Source organism: Pseudonocardia halophobica (genome assembly GCF_027922425.1).
In the GTDB taxonomy this organism is placed as follows: domain Bacteria; phylum Actinomycetota; class Actinomycetes; order Mycobacteriales; family Pseudonocardiaceae; genus Pseudonocardia; species Pseudonocardia halophobica.
This window is the reverse complement of record NZ_BSFQ01000003.1, coordinates 15,035-30,676: the sequence shown is the minus strand read 5'-3', so window position 1 is coordinate 30,676 and position 15,642 is coordinate 15,035. Positions and strand designations below refer to the sequence as shown.

14 protein-coding genes are annotated in these 15,642 nt (G+C 70.7%); 12 read left to right on the top strand and 2 right to left on the bottom strand.

Annotated elements, in window-relative coordinates; all coding sequences use genetic code 11:
- Window position 1: 1 nt before the first annotated feature.
- The 12 genes from PKE99_RS04550 to PKE99_RS04495 all read left to right on the top strand — a co-directional run bounded on the left by PKE99_RS04550 (window position 2) and on the right by PKE99_RS04495 (window position 12,397).
- Window positions 2-394 (top strand): Zn-ribbon domain-containing OB-fold protein, encoded by a 393-nt coding sequence (locus PKE99_RS04550; RefSeq protein ID WP_051737184.1) that lies wholly within the window; start codon window positions 2-4, stop codon window positions 392-394.
- Window positions 391-1,926 (top strand): AMP-binding protein, encoded by a 1,536-nt coding sequence (locus tag PKE99_RS04545; protein ID WP_037043783.1) that lies wholly within the window; start codon window positions 391-393, stop codon window positions 1,924-1,926. Before PKE99_RS04550 ends, PKE99_RS04545 begins: the two co-directional genes overlap by 4 nt.
- Window positions 1,923-3,128 carry an acyl-CoA dehydrogenase family protein gene (locus tag PKE99_RS04540; RefSeq protein ID WP_197040558.1) on the top strand — a complete coding sequence of 402 codons (1,206 nt, stop codon included), beginning with the start codon at window positions 1,923-1,925 and terminating at the stop codon, window positions 3,126-3,128. Before PKE99_RS04545 ends, PKE99_RS04540 begins: the two co-directional genes overlap by 4 nt.
- A 9-nt stretch (window positions 3,129-3,137) precedes the next feature.
- Complete coding sequence (locus PKE99_RS04535; RefSeq protein ID WP_231498145.1) at window positions 3,138-4,271, top strand: acyl-CoA dehydrogenase family protein; 1,134 nt, start codon at window positions 3,138-3,140, stop codon at window positions 4,269-4,271.
- Between the two features lie 49 nt (window positions 4,272-4,320).
- Window positions 4,321-5,703: an MFS transporter gene (locus PKE99_RS04530; RefSeq protein ID WP_051737185.1), complete on the top strand. Its 1,383-nt coding sequence runs from the start codon at window positions 4,321-4,323 to the stop codon at window positions 5,701-5,703.
- A 279-nt stretch (window positions 5,704-5,982) separates the two neighbouring features.
- A complete protein-coding gene (locus tag PKE99_RS04525) occupies window positions 5,983-7,197 on the top strand; it encodes an ABC transporter substrate-binding protein (RefSeq protein ID WP_037043787.1) in 1,215 nt (404 codons plus the stop codon).
- 73 nt (window positions 7,198-7,270) lie between these two features.
- Window positions 7,271-8,143, top strand: coding sequence for a branched-chain amino acid ABC transporter permease (locus PKE99_RS04520; protein ID WP_037043789.1), 873 nt, complete (start codon window positions 7,271-7,273; stop codon window positions 8,141-8,143).
- 1 nt (window position 8,144) lies between these two features.
- A complete protein-coding gene (locus PKE99_RS04515) occupies window positions 8,145-9,203 on the top strand; it encodes a branched-chain amino acid ABC transporter permease (protein ID WP_037043791.1) in 1,059 nt (352 codons plus the stop codon).
- Window positions 9,200-9,994, top strand: coding sequence for an ABC transporter ATP-binding protein (locus tag PKE99_RS04510; RefSeq protein ID WP_051737186.1), 795 nt, complete (start codon window positions 9,200-9,202; stop codon window positions 9,992-9,994). The genes PKE99_RS04515 and PKE99_RS04510 overlap by 4 nt, the downstream gene beginning before the upstream one ends.
- Window positions 9,991-10,692, top strand: a complete 702-nt coding sequence (locus tag PKE99_RS04505) for an ABC transporter ATP-binding protein (RefSeq protein ID WP_037043795.1) — start codon at window positions 9,991-9,993, stop codon at window positions 10,690-10,692. Before PKE99_RS04510 ends, PKE99_RS04505 begins: the two co-directional genes overlap by 4 nt.
- A gap of 20 nt (window positions 10,693-10,712) precedes the next feature.
- The gene (locus tag PKE99_RS04500; RefSeq protein WP_231498146.1) at window positions 10,713-11,498 is read left to right on the top strand and encodes an SDR family NAD(P)-dependent oxidoreductase; all 786 of its coding nucleotides are present in this window, start codon (window positions 10,713-10,715) and stop codon (window positions 11,496-11,498) included.
- Complete coding sequence (locus PKE99_RS04495; protein ID WP_051737187.1) at window positions 11,495-12,397, top strand: alpha/beta hydrolase fold domain-containing protein; 903 nt, start codon at window positions 11,495-11,497, stop codon at window positions 12,395-12,397. The genes PKE99_RS04500 and PKE99_RS04495 overlap by 4 nt, the downstream gene beginning before the upstream one ends.
- On the opposite strand, the gene PKE99_RS04490 is transcribed toward PKE99_RS04495, so the two are convergent.
- Window positions 12,372-13,973, bottom strand: coding sequence for an AMP-binding protein (locus PKE99_RS04490; protein ID WP_081923995.1), 1,602 nt, complete (start codon window positions 13,971-13,973; stop codon window positions 12,372-12,374). The two genes, PKE99_RS04495 and PKE99_RS04490, sit on opposite strands and share 26 nt — an antisense overlap.
- Before the next feature lie 239 nt (window positions 13,974-14,212).
- Window positions 14,213-15,574: an MFS transporter gene (locus tag PKE99_RS04485; protein WP_156067422.1), complete on the bottom strand. Its 1,362-nt coding sequence runs from the start codon at window positions 15,572-15,574 to the stop codon at window positions 14,213-14,215.
- Between the last annotated feature and the right edge of the window lie 68 nt (window positions 15,575-15,642).

Below are 15,642 nucleotides of genomic sequence, written 5' to 3'. Positions count from 1 at the left end.
GATGGCGTTGCCGTACCCCGAGTCCGCTTCGACGGACGCCCTCTGGCGCTCACCCGCCGGTCGGCTGCTGCTCGGGCACTGCCGCGCCTGCGACGGTGTCCACCACTACCCGAGGCCCGTGTGTCCCCTGTGCGGCAGCATGGCCACCGACCTCGTCGAGTCCACCGGCGGAGGCACGGTCGTCAGCTACACGGTGACGCGCAACTCCGACGAGGCTGCTCCACCGGTTCTGGCGTTCGTCGAGGTCGACGAGGGTGTGGCCCTCCTGACCCGGATCGCTGCCGAGGACCCGGACGCGGTGCGGATCGGGGCGAGGGTGTCGGTGGTCTTCCGCGAGGACGAGCTCGGCGGGGCGCCTCAGTTCGTCCTCGACCTGGCGGGGGCGGCCGGATGAGCGACGCCGGGGTCGTCATCGTGGACGACCGAACCCGCGACCGGGCGGAGGTGCTGGATCGAGCCGCGAGGGCGGCCACCGGCCTGGACGGACTCGGCCTGGGGCCGAAGAGCATCGTCGCCCTCCTGCTGCGCAACGACTTCGCGGCACTGGAGATGTCCGTCGCGGCGAGCACCGTCGGCGCGTACAACGTGCCGTTGAACTGGCACAACAAGCCGGACGAGCTCGCCTATGTCCTGAACGACAGCGTCCCGTCCGTCCTGGTCGGGCACGCGGACCTGCTGCTGGCGGCACGTGAGGTGCTGCCCGCCGGGGTGGTGGTGCTCGTCGTTCCGCTGGAGGGTTCGGCGGCAACCGACTGTGCGACCACCGCTGAGGCCCTCGCTGCGATGCCCGGCGCCCGAACCTGGGACGAGTTCGTGGCCGGGAACGCACCGTGGGCGCAGCCGCCCCGGCCCAGCGGAGGCGCGATCATCTACACCTCCGGGACCACCGGCCGGCCCAAGGGCGTCGTCAAGTTCCCGATGACGGACGAGGTGGCCGCCCGGTTCGTCGAGACGCAGCGGCGGGTCTGGGGGATGTCGACCGGCGCCCGCGGGCTGGTCCTCGGTCCGATCTACCACGCCTCGCCGGAGGCGCAGGCCCGCGCCGCGCTCGCCGAGGCCGAGCTCCTCGTCCTGCAGAGCAGATTCGACCCCGAGGCCGTGCTCGCGGCGATCGAGCGCCACCGGATCACCGATATCGTGATAGTGCCCACCATGTTCGTCCGGATGCTGCGGCTGCCCGAGGAGGTCCGCAACCGCTACGACGTCAGCTCGCTGCGGTGGGTCACCCACACCGGCGGGCCGTGCCCGCCGGACGTCAAGCGAGCCATGATCGACTGGTGGGGCCCGATCATCAACGAGCTCTACGGCGGCACGGAGATGGGCTGTGCGTTCTTCTGCGACTCCGCGGAGTGGCTGGCGCACCCGGGAACGGTGGGACGCGCCCTGCCCGGGCTGCGCTTCGAGATCGTCGGTGCCGACGGCGAGGCCGTCCCGGCGGGTCAGGTGGGCGAGATCTACGCCCGCAACCCCGCCTACGGGGAGTTCACCTACCTGGGCCTGGACGACCAACGACAGGCGATCGCGCGCGGTGACCTGATCACCCTGGGCGACATGGGGTATGTGGACGACGACGGCTTCCTCTACCTGACCGACCGCAGCCGGGACATGGTCGTCTCCGGTGGGGTGAACATCTACCCGGCCGAGATCGAGGCGGCGTTGCTGGGATTCGACCAGGTGGTCGACTGCGCCGTCTTCGGCGTCCCGGACGACGTCTTCGGCGAGTCCGTGATGGTGGCCGTCCAGGCTGTGCCGGGGTCCGGACTCACGGCCGACGCGGTTCGCGAGTACCTGCGCGGCCGCATCTCGGACTACAAGGTACCGCGGCACGTGACCTTCCACGACCGGCTCCCCCGTGAGGAGACCGGGAAGCTGTTCAAGCGCAAGCTGCGCGATCCGTACTGGTCCGAGATCCGGAGGACGGGGTGACCGACACGATGCAGTACGGCGACGACGCGGCGGAGGAGTTCCGCGGCAGCGTCCGCGAATGGATCACCGAGAACGCCCCGCCCGAGCTCACGGGCGTCTTCGACTGGCGGACCCGAGAGATCCCCGGGTACCGGGTCGAACAGATCGTCGAGGCGAAGCGGCATCCGGCGCACGTCGAGTGGGAGCGCCGGTGTGTGGAGGGCGGGTTCGTGTGCCCGCTCTGGCCCGTCGCGGCAGGCGGTCGGGGATGGAACCGCGTCCAGAAGGCGATCTTCGAAGAGGAGCTGCACGCCGCCGGGGTGCCCCGCATCGACCGCGGGATGGGGGAGTTCCTGGTCGGCCCGACGATCGTCGCCCGTGGCACGGCGGAGCAGCAGGCGCGCCTGCTGCCGCCGATCATCAGTGGGCAACACCGCTACTGCCAGGGATTCTCGGAGCCGGAGTACGGCTCCGACCTCGCGGGGCTGCAGACCCGAGGGGCCGTCGACGGTGACGAGCTGGTGGTCACCGGGCAGAAGATCTGGACCTCCGGCGCGGTCGACGCGAACATGATCTTCCTGCTCTGCCGGACCGACCCGGCCGCGGCGAAGCACCGCGGTCTCACCTTCGCGGTGGCGGAGTTCGGGCCGCACAACGGCTTCGACGTCCGCCCGATCCGTCAGATGAGCGGTGCCTACGACTTCGCCGAGGAGTTCATCAGCGGCGCCCGCACCCCGTTGAGCAACGTGATCGGTGGTCTGGGGGAGGGCTGGAGCGTCGCCATGACCACGCTCGGTCTGGAGCGCGACTTCAACCTGCCCACCCTGTCCCTGGACTTCCTGCACGAGTTCGGGCGGATGGCCGACCGCGTCCGGGAGTCGGGACGGAACTCCGACCCGGTGGTCCGGCAGACGCTGGCACGGGCCTGGTCCCACGTCGCGATCATGCGGATGTTCGCCAAGCGGCTGCTGGCGGACGAGGAGGGCACCGCTGACATGGTCTCGTCGACCAAGCTGTTCTGGAGCGAGTACCACCGGTGGGTCAGCACCGAGGACCTCGACCTCGACGGGGCCGCGGGCATGCTGCGGCCGGCGGGCGACGGCTACCCGACCACCCCGATCCAGGACTCCTTCCTCGCCGCCCGCGCGGCCACGATCTACGCGGGCACGTCCCAGATCCAGCGCAACATCATCGCCGAGCGCGTGCTCGGTCTGCCCCGGTAGAGGAGCGACGTGCCGATCGACACGAGAGCACCCCTGCTCGCCGCCCCCGAGCACGAGGATCTGCGCCGTGCGTTGCGACGCTTCCTCACCTCTGCGGCGAGCGTGACGCGTGCCCGGGCCCATGCCGAGGGCGAGGAGTTCGACAGGGCCGTCTGGCTCCGGCTCGCCGACGAGCTCGGCGTGACGGGCTTGGGCATCCCCGAGGAGTTCGGCGGGGTGGGGTTCGGGCTGACCGAGCAGGCGGTGGTGCTCGAGGAGCTGGGACGCGAGCTGTACGGCGGCCCCTACCTCGCCAGCGTCGTGCTCGGCGCGGCCGCACTGCTCGCCGCAGGCGACCGGGCGGCCCAGGAGAAGCTGCTGCCGGGCATCGCCGCCGGGGAGACCGTCGCCACACTGGCGGCGGCCGGCGTCGACGGCGAGTGGCGGGTCGGTGGACCGACCGGCGTCGTCGCCCGCGAACGGGAGGGGGGGTGGGTGCTCGACGGTTCCTGCACCCACGTTCCGGACGCGACCGTCGCGGACGTGCTCCTCGTCCTCGCGGACACCGAGCAGGGTCGTGGCCTCTTCGTGCTACCCGCCGGATCGCCCGGACTGTCCGTGGCGGATCTCTCCGCACTCGACCAGACGCGGAGATTCTCGCGGGTGGAGCTGCGGGGTGCGGCCGCCGAGTGTGCGGGCACCCCGGGGGACGGCGACCGGGTCCTGGCCGCGGTGCTGGACCGCGCCGCCGTCGCCCTCGGGGCGGAGCAGCTCGGCGGGGCGGCGCGCTGTCTCGAGCTCGCCGTGGAGTACGCGAAGGTCAGGCACCAGTTCGGTGAGCCCATCGGTCGCTTTCAGGCGATCAAGCACCTCTGCGCGGACATGTACCTGGCGGTCGAGTCGTCGCGCTCCGCGGTCATGTTCGCCTCTCGCGCGCTGGACGAGGAGACCGCGGAGGCGGGCGCCGCAGCAAGCCTGACCAAGGCGTGGTGCTCGGACGCGTTCCTGCAGTGCGCAGGGGACGCGATGCAGATCCACGGCGGCATCGGCTACACGTGGGAGTGCGACGTGCAGCTGTACTTCAAGCGCGCCCAGTCCTCGAAGCACCTGTTCGGTGGGCCTGCTCACCACCGGGACACCCTCGCGGCCCGGCTCGGCCTCTGACACGGGTCCGCCCCAAGCCGACCCTTCCGACAGACCAGGAGACAGTGCAATGACGCATGCGACACCCACCGAACCGCCAGCTGCGCACGGGCGCAGGCAGCCGTCGCTGGCACGGCTGCTGACCGCCTCGGCCGCGGGGACGGTCGTCGAGACCTACGACATCATCCTGACCGCGCTCGTGGCGTCACTGGTGTTCAACCACGCCTTCTTTCCCGACATCGCGCCCTGGATCGGCACGCTCGCGGCGCTCGGTGCCGCCGCCATCGCCTATGTGGGGCGTCCGCTCGGCGCGATCATCTTCGGATGGTTCGGCGACAAGTACAGCCGGCTCCTCGCACTGCGGGTGTCCATCCTGGGCACGGGCGTCGCGACGGTCGCGATCGGGGTCATCCCGACGGCGGCGACCATCGGTGTGTGGGCTCCGGTCCTGCTCGTCGTGCTGCGCCTGATCCAGGGGATCTCGCTGGGTGGTGAGTTCGGCGGCGCCACCCTGGTGGCCATGGAGAACGCGCCGCCCAAGCGGCGCTTCTTCTACGGGACCTTCGCGAGCGTCGGCTCCATGGGGGGCGTCGCGCTCGCGACGATCGTCGTCCTGGTGGTCACCTCGGCGATGGGGATGGAGACGTTCCGAGAGTGGGGCTGGCGCGTGCCCTTCATCGCCAGCGTGCTGTTGATCGTGGTCGCCTACGTCGCGCGTCGGATCGACGAGTCGGCGGAGTTCGTCGAGGCGAAGGCCGCGGCGGACAGCGCCCCGGAGCTGGCGAAGGACTCCTCGGTCGACGGGCTCTCCGTGCTGAAGCGCGCGGTCCTGGTGCTCGCCGGGATCGTGATGACCGTACCGACCGTATCCATCACCTACTCGCTGTCGACGGGGATGCTGCCGTTGGTCAACGCGGGCGGCCTGCCTGGGATCAGTGTCACCGCCTACCAGATCGCGCTCGTCATGCTCAGCCTCGTCGCGATCCCCATCAGCCTCTACGGCGGCTGGCTCGGCACGCGGTACCGCCCCGAGCTGATCATCCGGATCGGGGCCGTGTGGACAGCGGTTGCGGCCTTCCCGGTGATCTGGTTGCTGCAGTCGGGCTCCACGGTGCTGTTGTTCGTGGGGATGCTGCTCGCCACGCCCGGTTACGCCCTGGTCTCCGGCCCGGCAGCGGCTTTCGTGGCCTCGGCGCTGCCGGTCCGGCTGCGCTACCTCGGCATCGGCATCGCCTACGCGGGCGCCGCGCTCGTGGGCGGGGGCGTCCTGCCGATCGTCGCCCTGGCGATCGCGGGCGAGGGCTACCGCACCGTGTTGCCGTTCGCCTGCATCCTCTGTGGCGCCGGCCTCGTCGCGCTCTTCGCGACCGTCTTCACCAAGCGTGCGCAGCAGGCGGTCGCCCGGTCCGCGGGGCTGGACGACGACCTTCCGGAGGCCGCGTCCGTCGGCTGAATACCGGCGAGTGACGACGAGACTCCGGGTCCCCGGCCGGCCTGCGGGAACCGGGGTCTGTGTCGTCTGTCGACCGTCTAGTCGGTTGGATACACACCGTGTTCACCATGCTGCACTGCGGAGTCGGCCATCTCGGAGGGGTGTCCGTGATCAGTCCGTGGCTGAATGGCTGTTGACTCCATGTGATCCGGGTCCTAGCGTTGCGAGGCAACCGACCGGGCGGTCGAATAATCCGTTCTCCGGTCGCGCCGTTGGTCCGACACTCAGAGAAGAGAGATCATGAACCTTCGGTCGCGCGTTCGTCGCGCTTCCGCCCTCGGGGCGGTCGCCGTCGCCGCATCGCTGCTCGTCGCCGCCTGCGGTGGCGGCGACTCCGGGTCCGGCACGGGCGGTTCGGGTGACCCGATCAAGGTCGGCGCGATGCTCTCCTACACTGCGAACGGCAGCAACAGCGGGCCGGCCCTCGAGGTCGGCGCGAAGGCGCGGTTCGCGCAGATCAACGAGGCGGGTGGCATCGGTGGCCACCAGGTCCAGCTGGTGACCGCGGACGACGCGCTCGATCCGGCCAAGGCCCCCGCGGCGATGCGAACCCTCGTGGAGGGCGAGGGAGTGGTCGCGTCGATCGGCAACGGGTCGGCGGACGGTGCGGCGATCCAGTCCTACCTCGCGCAGAACAACGTGCTCTCGCTCCCCGGCGGCGCCTCGAGTGCCCTGATCCAGGGCGACGCCACGACGTTCCGGCTCGACAAGCCGGGCTACGACGAGATGACCGGCCGTGTGGTCGACTACGCCGTCAAGACGCTCGGCAAGACCAGGATTGCCATCGCCTACACCCCCGATGCCGTCGGTCTGCCGGTCAAGGAGGGCGCCGAGCGACAGCTCAAGGCACTCGGCCTCGCGCCGGTCGCAGAGGTCGAGTACAGCGCGTCGGCGACGAACGCCGATGCACAGGCTGCGCAGCTCAAGGAGTCCGATGCGGACTTCGTCATGATCAACCACGTGCCGTCGGTCATGGCGAAGATCTTCAACTCCGCCGAGCGGATCGGCTACAAGCCCGTCTACGGCGCGACGTTCGCGGGTGCCACCCCGTCGCTCCCGCAGATCATGGGGGACACGCTGGCCGACCGGATCTTCTTCGCCACCTCGTTCATCCTGCCGGACAGCCCCGAGGCCGCGGACTTCCGCAAGTACGTGGAGGCGCAGAAGGGCGACATCCACGACAGCAACGTCATGATCGGTTGGGTCAACGCCGACGCCGTCGCCGCGGTCCTGCAGAAGGCCGTACAGGACAACAACGGTGAGGTTCCGACCGCGGAGCAGGTCAACGCGGCCGCCGACGACGTCCTGATCAACACGCCGTACCTGAAGGACCTCCACTGGACCGCTACCGACCGCACGGGTCCGAACGGGTCGGCCATCACGAAGCTGGCCCCCGGGGGCCAGTACGTCGAGGTCGACGGCTACAAGCCGAACCCCTTCGTGGCGGGCGTCTGATCCGGAGACCGTGGGTGGCCGGGCAGAGGGGCCCGGCCACCCACCACACTCCCTGATCCACGAGAGGTTTGCAGTGGACATCCTCCTGACGGGCGTGATCCTGGGGATCACGCTGGGACTGGTGTACGCCCTGGTCGGCGCGGCCCTGGTCGTCATCTATCGCACCTCCGGCTACGTGAGCTTCGCCCAGGGCGACATCGCCAGCGCCTCGCTCTACATCGGACTCTTCTGCTACACCGCTGGCCTGCCGTACTGGCTCACCGCGCTGCTCGTCGTCGTCCTGGGCGCGGTGTTCGGCGGGCTGATCGGCCGCTTCATCGTGGTGCCCATCGAGCGGTACGGGCGGCTGCCGGCGGCCCTCGCGACCGTCGGGGTGGGGCTGACGATCCAGGGCATCGAGGCCCTCGCCCTCAACACGGAGGCGCGCGGCTTCCCCTCCGCGGGCACGGGGCCGGCGCTGGCCCTCGGCCCGGTGACCCTGACCACGGCCGACGTGATCTCCGCGGTCGTGTCGATCCTCCTCTTCCTCGCCATCGGGCTGTTCTTCTCCCGCTCGCGCACCGGCGTCGCGATGCGTGCGGTGAACGACAACGAGCAGGCCGCCGGTCACGTCGGGCTGTCCGGCAAGCGTCTCAAGTACCTGAGCTGGGTCATCGCCGGCGGTCTCGCGGGGGCCACGGGCCTGTTCGTGGCTCCGATCTACGGCCTCAGCCCGACGACGGTGAACGCCTTCCTCGTCTTCGGCTTCGCGACGGTCGTGCTCGGCGGGTTCGAGTCCATTTTGGGCGCGCTGATCGCGGGGATCGTGATCGGTGTGGCCACCAACCTGGTCGCCGCGTACGCCGAGCCCTCGCTGGTGACCTTCGCGATGTACGCACTCGTGCTCGTGGTCCTGCTCTTCCGTCCCGCCGGCCTGCTGGGCAGACGCCGGCTCGAGAGGGTCTGAGATGTCCGTTCCCACCGCCGACCGCGCGGCCACCCCGCTCGGCCAGGTCGACGCGGCGCTGCGCCGGATGGTGTCGGTGTCGACCGGCCGGGGCAACCTGCTGGGCCTGCGTCACGCGACCTTGCTGTCGTTCGCGGTCCTCGTCCTCGTCGTCGGGCTGACCGGCTCGGCGAACACCCGCTACGGCCTGGTCTTCTCGACGGTCTACGCCATCGTCATCCTGGGCAACAACGCCATTGCGGCCACACTTCAGGAGATCAACCTCAGCGGCGGCGCGTTCCTCGCCATCGGCGCGTACACGGCCGTGCTGGCGCTGGACGCCGGCTGGAACGTCCTGCTCGCAATGCTCGCCGCGATGCTGGTCGCCGCGATCATCGGGATGGTCTTCGCGTTCCCCACCACCCGCCTGACCGGGCTCGCGACGGCGTTGGTGACGTTCACCCTCGCCTTCTCCATCCTGGACCTGGCCAACTACCTGGGCCCGCTCACCGGTGGCGACCAGGGCAAGCAGGTCTCGCTCGACGCCACCCTGGTGGGCATGCGCATCAGCGGCTCACGGCCCGGCATGCTCATCCTGACCGTGCTGGTCATGGTGGTCGTGGGGCTGGCGCACCTCTGGCTGCTGCACCGCCGGCCCGGCCGGATCGCGATCGCAGTCGGCGAGGCGGAGTTCGCCGCCTCGGTGTTCGGGACGAACATCCGCCTGGTCAAGGTCGCCGTCTGGACCTGGGCCGCTGGGCTCGGCGGGCTCGCGGGCGCGCTCTACTCGCTGTCGGTCGGTTACGTGAGCTCCACACAGTGGCCGATCATGATCTCGATCCTGGTGTTCGTCGGTGGCCTGATCGGCGGCACTCGGAGCGCCACGGGGGCATGGATCGGGGGCATCGTGGTCGGCGGGCTCCCGCTGTGGCTGCAGAAGATCGTCCCCGCCACCGCCTCCTCCGTGCTCTTCGGCGTGATCATCGTGCTGGCGCTCCTCGCGGGGGGCAAGGGCATCGCCGAGTTCGGCGAACGGACCGGACTGCGCCTGTGGGGTGCGCTGCGGAGGAAGACCACATGACCGAGTCGACGATCGACCCGATCCCCGAACCCGTGCTCGACGCCGCCGCGGTGGACATGCGCTTCGGCGGCGTTCGGGCCCTCGACCAGGTGTCCATCACGATGGCCCCCGGACAGTGGACCGGGCTGATCGGGCCGAACGGCTCCGGGAAGACGACGCTGCTCAACGTCCTGAGCGGCATCTACCTCGCCACGTCCGGGACCGTCCGGCTGGACGGGGTCGACATCACCAAGGTCGGTCCGCAGGCCGTCGCCAAGCGCGGTCTGGTGCGGACCTTCCAGCACCCGCAGCTCGCCGAGACCCTCACCATCCAGGAGAACGTCCTGCTCGGAGCGGACCTCGCGCGTCGGCGCCGGGTCCGGACGGGCAACGCCGCCGTGGACGAGGACGCCCTCGCGATGCTGGAGCGCTTTCACTGCGCGGAGTTCGCGAGCCAGTTGCCCGCCGCCGTGCCCTACGGTGTGCGCAAGATGGCCGAGCTGGCCCGCGCGGTGTTGGCGGACCCGCTCGTCCTGCTGCTCGACGAACCCGCCGCGGGGCTGAGCCGCGAGGAGCGGGCCGAGCTGGTGGAGGCGTTGGGCACGGTCCGACGCGAGCACCCGCAGCTCGCGGTCTGCCTCGTCGAGCACGACGTCCGGCTCGTCGCCGCCGTCTGCGAGCGCATGCAGGCGCTCAACTTCGGCAAGGTCCTCACCAGCGGCACCTCCGCCCAGGTCCTGGCCAACGAGGAGGTTCGGGTGGCCTACCTGGGCCGGTCCGCCGCGAAGTTCGACGTGGAGGTGGCGCCGTGAAGCTGGAGGTCAGCGGCCTGCGCAGCGGTTACCGTCAGGGAGTGGACGTCGTCCTCGGCGCGGAGTTCACCGCGTCGACCGGCGCCGTCGGGTTCATCGGTCGCAACGGCGCCGGGAAGACCTGCCTCGCCCAGACCCTCTCGGGCGCGATCAAAGCGACAGCGGGCACCGTCACGCTCGACGGCGTCGACATCACCGGGCAGGGTTCGCGCGAGCGGGTGCGGTCGGGGATCTCCCTGGTGCCGGAGGGGCGGCTGGTCTTCGGCCAGCTCAGCGTCCGGGAGAACTTGGAGGTCGCGGCCTTCGCCGCAGGCAAGCGGGGGGAGCGACTCTCCCGGATCGAGGAGCGTTTCCCGATCCTGCGCGAGAAGCGGGACCGTCCCGCGGCCTCGATGAGCGGCGGCGAGCAGCAGCTCCTCGCGATCGGCCGGGCGATCATCCAGGAACCTGCGCTGATCATCCTCGACGAGCCGTCGCTCGGCCTCTCGCCGATCGCCGTCGACAACCTGACCGAGTCGCTGCGCGGAATCGTCCAGGACTACGAGGTCACCCTGATCCTCATGGAACAGAACGGCGAGCTCCTCACCGGCCTCTGCGACGAGGTGATCCTCATGGACGACGGCGAGTTCGTCCGGTCGCTCGACATGTCCAAGGACGAGGACCAGCAGGCGCTCGAGGCGTCGTACCTCGGCCTCTGACGAAGAAGTACGGAAGGACGATGATGGTGGATTTCGGGCTCAGCGGGCGGACCGTGCTCGTGACGGGCGGCGCCTCGGGTATCGGCCGGGCGACGGTCGGCCTCGCCGCCGCGGCCGGTGCACACGTCGCCGTGCTCGACCTGAACGCGGACGCGGTGTCGGAGACGGTCGAGGAGGTGCGGGCCGCCGGCGGCACCGTTGCCGGGTACTCGGTCGACGTCCGCGAGGACAAGGACGTCGCGGACGTCGTCGCGCGGGTGGAACAGGAGCTCGGCTCGATCCACGGCGTGGTCGCCGCGGCCGGCATCTCGCGGCCCAAGCCGGCGACCGAGCTGACCAGCCGGGAGTTCGCCGAGACCGTCGACGTCAACCTGATCGGCGTGTTCAACACCGCCGCGGCGACCGGGGCCGTGATGCTGGAGCGGGGGACGGGCTGCTTCGTCGCCATCGGCTCCACGGACTCCCTTGGAGGACACGTGGACCGCAGCCACTACGCCGCGTCCAAGCACGGCGTCGCCGGCCTGGTGAAGTCCCTGGCGATCGAGTGGGGGCCCCGCGGCGTCCGGGCCAACGTCGTCGCCCCGGGTGTGGTCGACACGCCGTTGCTGCGGTCGGTCCACGACGAGGCGTCGCTGGATCGCAACTACCGCAACAAGATCCCCCTGCGGCGGCTGGCGCGGGGCGAGGACCAGGGTGGCGCCGCGCTCTTCCTGATCTCGGACGCCGCGGCCTACGTCTCCGGTGCCGTCCTGCCGGTCGACGGCGGGCTGACGGCGGGCTACTTCAACACCTTCGACCCGTCGTGACGGCGGACCCGGCGGCGCTCGACCGCGCGGTGGCGATGTTCGCCGGAATGGTGCAGGTCGTCGATCCCGCCATCGAGGACAAGCGACGGGGCTACGACCGGATGCTGGCGGCTCTGCCGGCGCCGGAGGGGACCGCCGTCGAGTCCACGAGGCTCGGCGGAGTGCACTGCCTGCGCGTCACCGCCGCCGGAGTCGCCCCGAGTGCCGCCGCCGTGCTGCTGCACGGCGGCGGGTACGTGATGGGCTCGGCTGCGGGCTATCGCGGGTTCGCCGCAGCGGTGTCCGCCGCGGCGGGGGTCGAGGTGGTGGTCCCCGACTACCGCCTCGCACCCGAGCACCCCTATCCCGCCGCCCTCGACGACGCCAGGGCCGTCCACGAGGCGGTCGTCGCGGAGCGGGGGGCGTCCCGCACGGGCCTGGTGGGCGACTCGGCGGGCGGCGGGCTGGCCGCGGGTCTCCTGCTCGCCCTGCGGGACGAGGAGCGCCCGCAGCCGGCATGTGCGGTCCTGGTCTCGCCCGAACTGGACCTCACGGCCTCCACCGACTCGGTGGAGCGCAACCGGGAGCGCGATCCGGTGGTCCGCCGGGAGGGCATCCTCGGCAACGGCGGGCTCTACCTGAACGGGCGGGACCCCCGGGAGACCCCGTACGCCTCCCCGCACTGGGGCTCGCCGCACGACCTGCCGCCGCTGCTCGTGCTCACCGGAGACATCGAGGCGATGCACGACGAGGCCGTGGACCTGACCGAGCGGGTCGCGGCGGCAGGCGGGCGGGCCGAGCTCGCCACGTATCCCGGGATGATCCATGTCTGGCCGCTGTTCTGGCCGTTCCTGCCCGAGGCCCGCGACGCCGTCGGCCGGATCGGCGCGTTCCTCAGCCGGCACCTCGCGGAGGGCTGAGCCTGCGGTCTCGGTCCACCGTCGAGTCCGTGACGGTGGGTTCGGCCCGCAGCTCGGCCCGGCGGATTTTGCCGGTCGGGGTCATCGGCAGCTCGGCCCGGGCCTCCAGGTAGCGCGGAACCATGAAGCGGGGGAGGGCGTCCTCGAGCCGACCCGCCAAGTCGTCGAGGTCCAGCTGGGCCGACGGGGTGGGCTGCACATAGAGCTTGATGTCGTCCTCGCCGAAGGCGGACGGCACCGCCACCGCGGCCGCGAGCAATATGTCCGGCTGCGCGGTCGCGGCGTTCTCGATCGGGTGCGGCGAGATGTTCTCCCCGCGCCTGCGGATCACGTCGTGCATGCGACCGTCGAAGAAGTACCAGCCCTCGGTGTCTCTGTGGAACAGGTCACCGGTCGCGACCCAGCCGTCCGGGTCGCGAGGCACCGGCGGCCCCCCGAGCCTGCCGACGCACATCGCCGTCGGAGCGTTGCGGACGTGCAGCTGGCCGATCGCCCCGTCGGGCACCGGGGCGCCCGTGACCACGTCCAGGATCCGGAGCTCGGTGCCGGGCACGGCCCGGCCGCACGAGCGCAGGTCGGGGGGCAGCCCGTCGGAGGCCACCGCCATGCCGCACTCGGTGGCCGAGAAGGCCACGGAGACCTGGACGCCGAAACGGTCGGCGAACTCGCGGGCCTCGTCGATCAACGGGGTGATCACGACCCGGCGGAGCGGGTTGTCGGCGTCGGCGGGACCGGGGTCGGCGGCGAGCAACCAGTAGGCCGCTGCGGCGGGCATGATGGCCTCGGTGCAGCCCGCCGCCTTGATGTCGGACCACCACATGGACCGGGAGAACCGAGGACGTAGTACTGCACGCCCGCCGTCGAACAGCAGGGCCCGGTAGACGAGTCCGCGAGCGATGAGGTGGTTGAACGGGGTGAAGACGAACATGACCTCGTCCGGCGAGTCCCGTTCGATGCCGAGGCCGGCGGCGAACATCTGTCGGAGCTGGCCCCACGGCACCAGCAGACACTTCGGCGGTCCGGTGGTGCCGGAGGTGAGCATTCCGCACGCGACGTCCCCGGCGTTCGGGAGCGGCCGGTCGAGTTCCGGGCCGGCGAGGTCGGAGAGCCTGCGCACCCGGGAGTCGGGCGGCAGCGGACCGTCGCCGGACACGATGACAGTGCGTAGGAGGGGGAGCGCGGCGGCCAGGTCGAGGGCCCGCGACAGGCCGGCCTGTTCCACCACCAACGCCTCGGCGCCCGCGTTCGACAGGGCCGTGACCAACAGGTCCCGGGTGAGCTCGGGGCTGACCGGGATCTCGTAAGCGCCGAGGGAGGCCAGACCGAACCAGGTGAGGACGCTGTCCGCAGAGGTCGACGGCATCGTTGCGACCGGTGTGCCGGGTCCGACGCCGATGCTCGCGAACGCGCCCGCCCGACGGCGGGTCTCGGCCTGCGTCTCGGCCGCGGTCCACGATCGGGACGCGCCGCCGTCGGCTGTCGGCAGGTCCTGGAGCACCACCGAGTCAGGGTCATCGTGGACTCGCTCGGCGAGCCGGTCGAGGGGCAGGGGGACGGGTCGTGCAGGACGAAGCACGGGCGCCTCCGGGTCGTCGGGTCCGGGGCGCGCCCGCGCAGCCGTAGGCGGACCGCACCGATGGACCCGTCTGGAGAATATGTTGGCGCCAACTTAAGCCGGTGCAGGCCGCTCGTCAATGGTCGCCTCTGGCGAGCTACGACCGCCTCGGGAGGTGGGCGCTGCCGGCCGCCACCTCGCGGTCGGTCACGGCCGGCGCCCGCCGTGGTCGGACCGCGGGCGCCTCCGCCGTCTCGTGGTCAGTCGATGCCCTCCTTCGTCGTTCGAGCCCCGAAGACACCGATGACGCCCGCAAGGAGCACACTGATGACGGCGACGTAGACGTAGACGGCCGAGAAGCCGTAACCCGCGTAGATCGCCGGGACGATCAACGAGCCGACGATGCCGGCGATTCGTCCGGCACCATGGGCGGATCCCACTCCGACGCCCCGCACGCCGGTCGGGAACAGCTCGGGCAGGTAGGCGTACATAACGGACATGACGGCATTGACGCACGCCATCCCGAGCAGTCCGATGGCGAAGAACAACGGCATCGACCCGGTAAAACCGAAGACGAGCACCGAGCATGCGGTGAGCAACGCGATCACGGCGATGACGTACTTCCGCTGCCAGCGGTCGATGTAGAGATACGTCGAGAAGGCGCCGATCGCACCCGCGACGGCCAGAGCCGTCGAGTAGGTCAGCGCCTGCGTCTGGGTGTAGCCGCGCTCGACCAGCAGCACGGGGATCCACGAGGAGAAGCCGTACTGGATGAGGATCACGCCGATCGCCCCGGCGGCGGCGATGAGCAGTCGCCCCAGGAAGCGTCGGGTCAGGACCTCACGCAGGGACATCGGCCGAACCGCTGTCGAGGGGATCGGTGCCTGCAGCGCGCCACCGGTACGGCGAACACACTCCGCCTCCAGTCGCGTGACGATCCGGTCCGCCTCCTCGATGCGCCCGTTCGCGACGAGCCATCTGACGGACTCCGGCAGCCGTCGGCCGACGGTCAGTGCGACCACAGCGCCGAGCGCGCCGATCGCATACATCCAGCGCCACGAATCGTCGGACAGCGGCACGATGACGGTGGACAGAACTGCCGCGACCGGAACGGCGAGGAAGCCGAGGGCGACGATGATCGCCGAGTATCGGCCGCGGAAGGCCGCCGGCAGTGTCTCACTGGCATAGACCAGTACGTTCCCCGCCATGGCCTGGAGTCCGATCCCGGTCACGATGCGGAGGAGCGCCACAGTCTCGAAGTTCTGCGCGAACGCAGTCGCCAGGCTCGCCGCGGACATCACCACAACTCCGCCGAGAATGAGTGGTCTGCGGCCGTATCGGTCGGAGAGTCGGCCGCCCACCATTCCGCCGACGATCATTCCCACGAAGGTGGCGGAGGTGATGAGGCCGATCTGTCCGACGGTGGTACCCCAATGCAGCCGCCACGCGGCGGAGGTGTAGGCCGCCAGAGAGAGGTCAACGGTGTCGAAGACGTAGAACGCACCGAGGATCGCCACCCAGTTCCGTTGTTCCCTGGTCAGGATGGGCAACCGGTCCAGGCGGCCGGGAAGCAGGTCCTCGACCGCCAGTTCCTTCCTCGCGTCGAGATTCTCCTCGGACATGAACACTCCACTGTGTCGAGACGGGACCGGGGCTGCCGTGCTGATGCTCGCGAGAAGCTGAGGTCGCC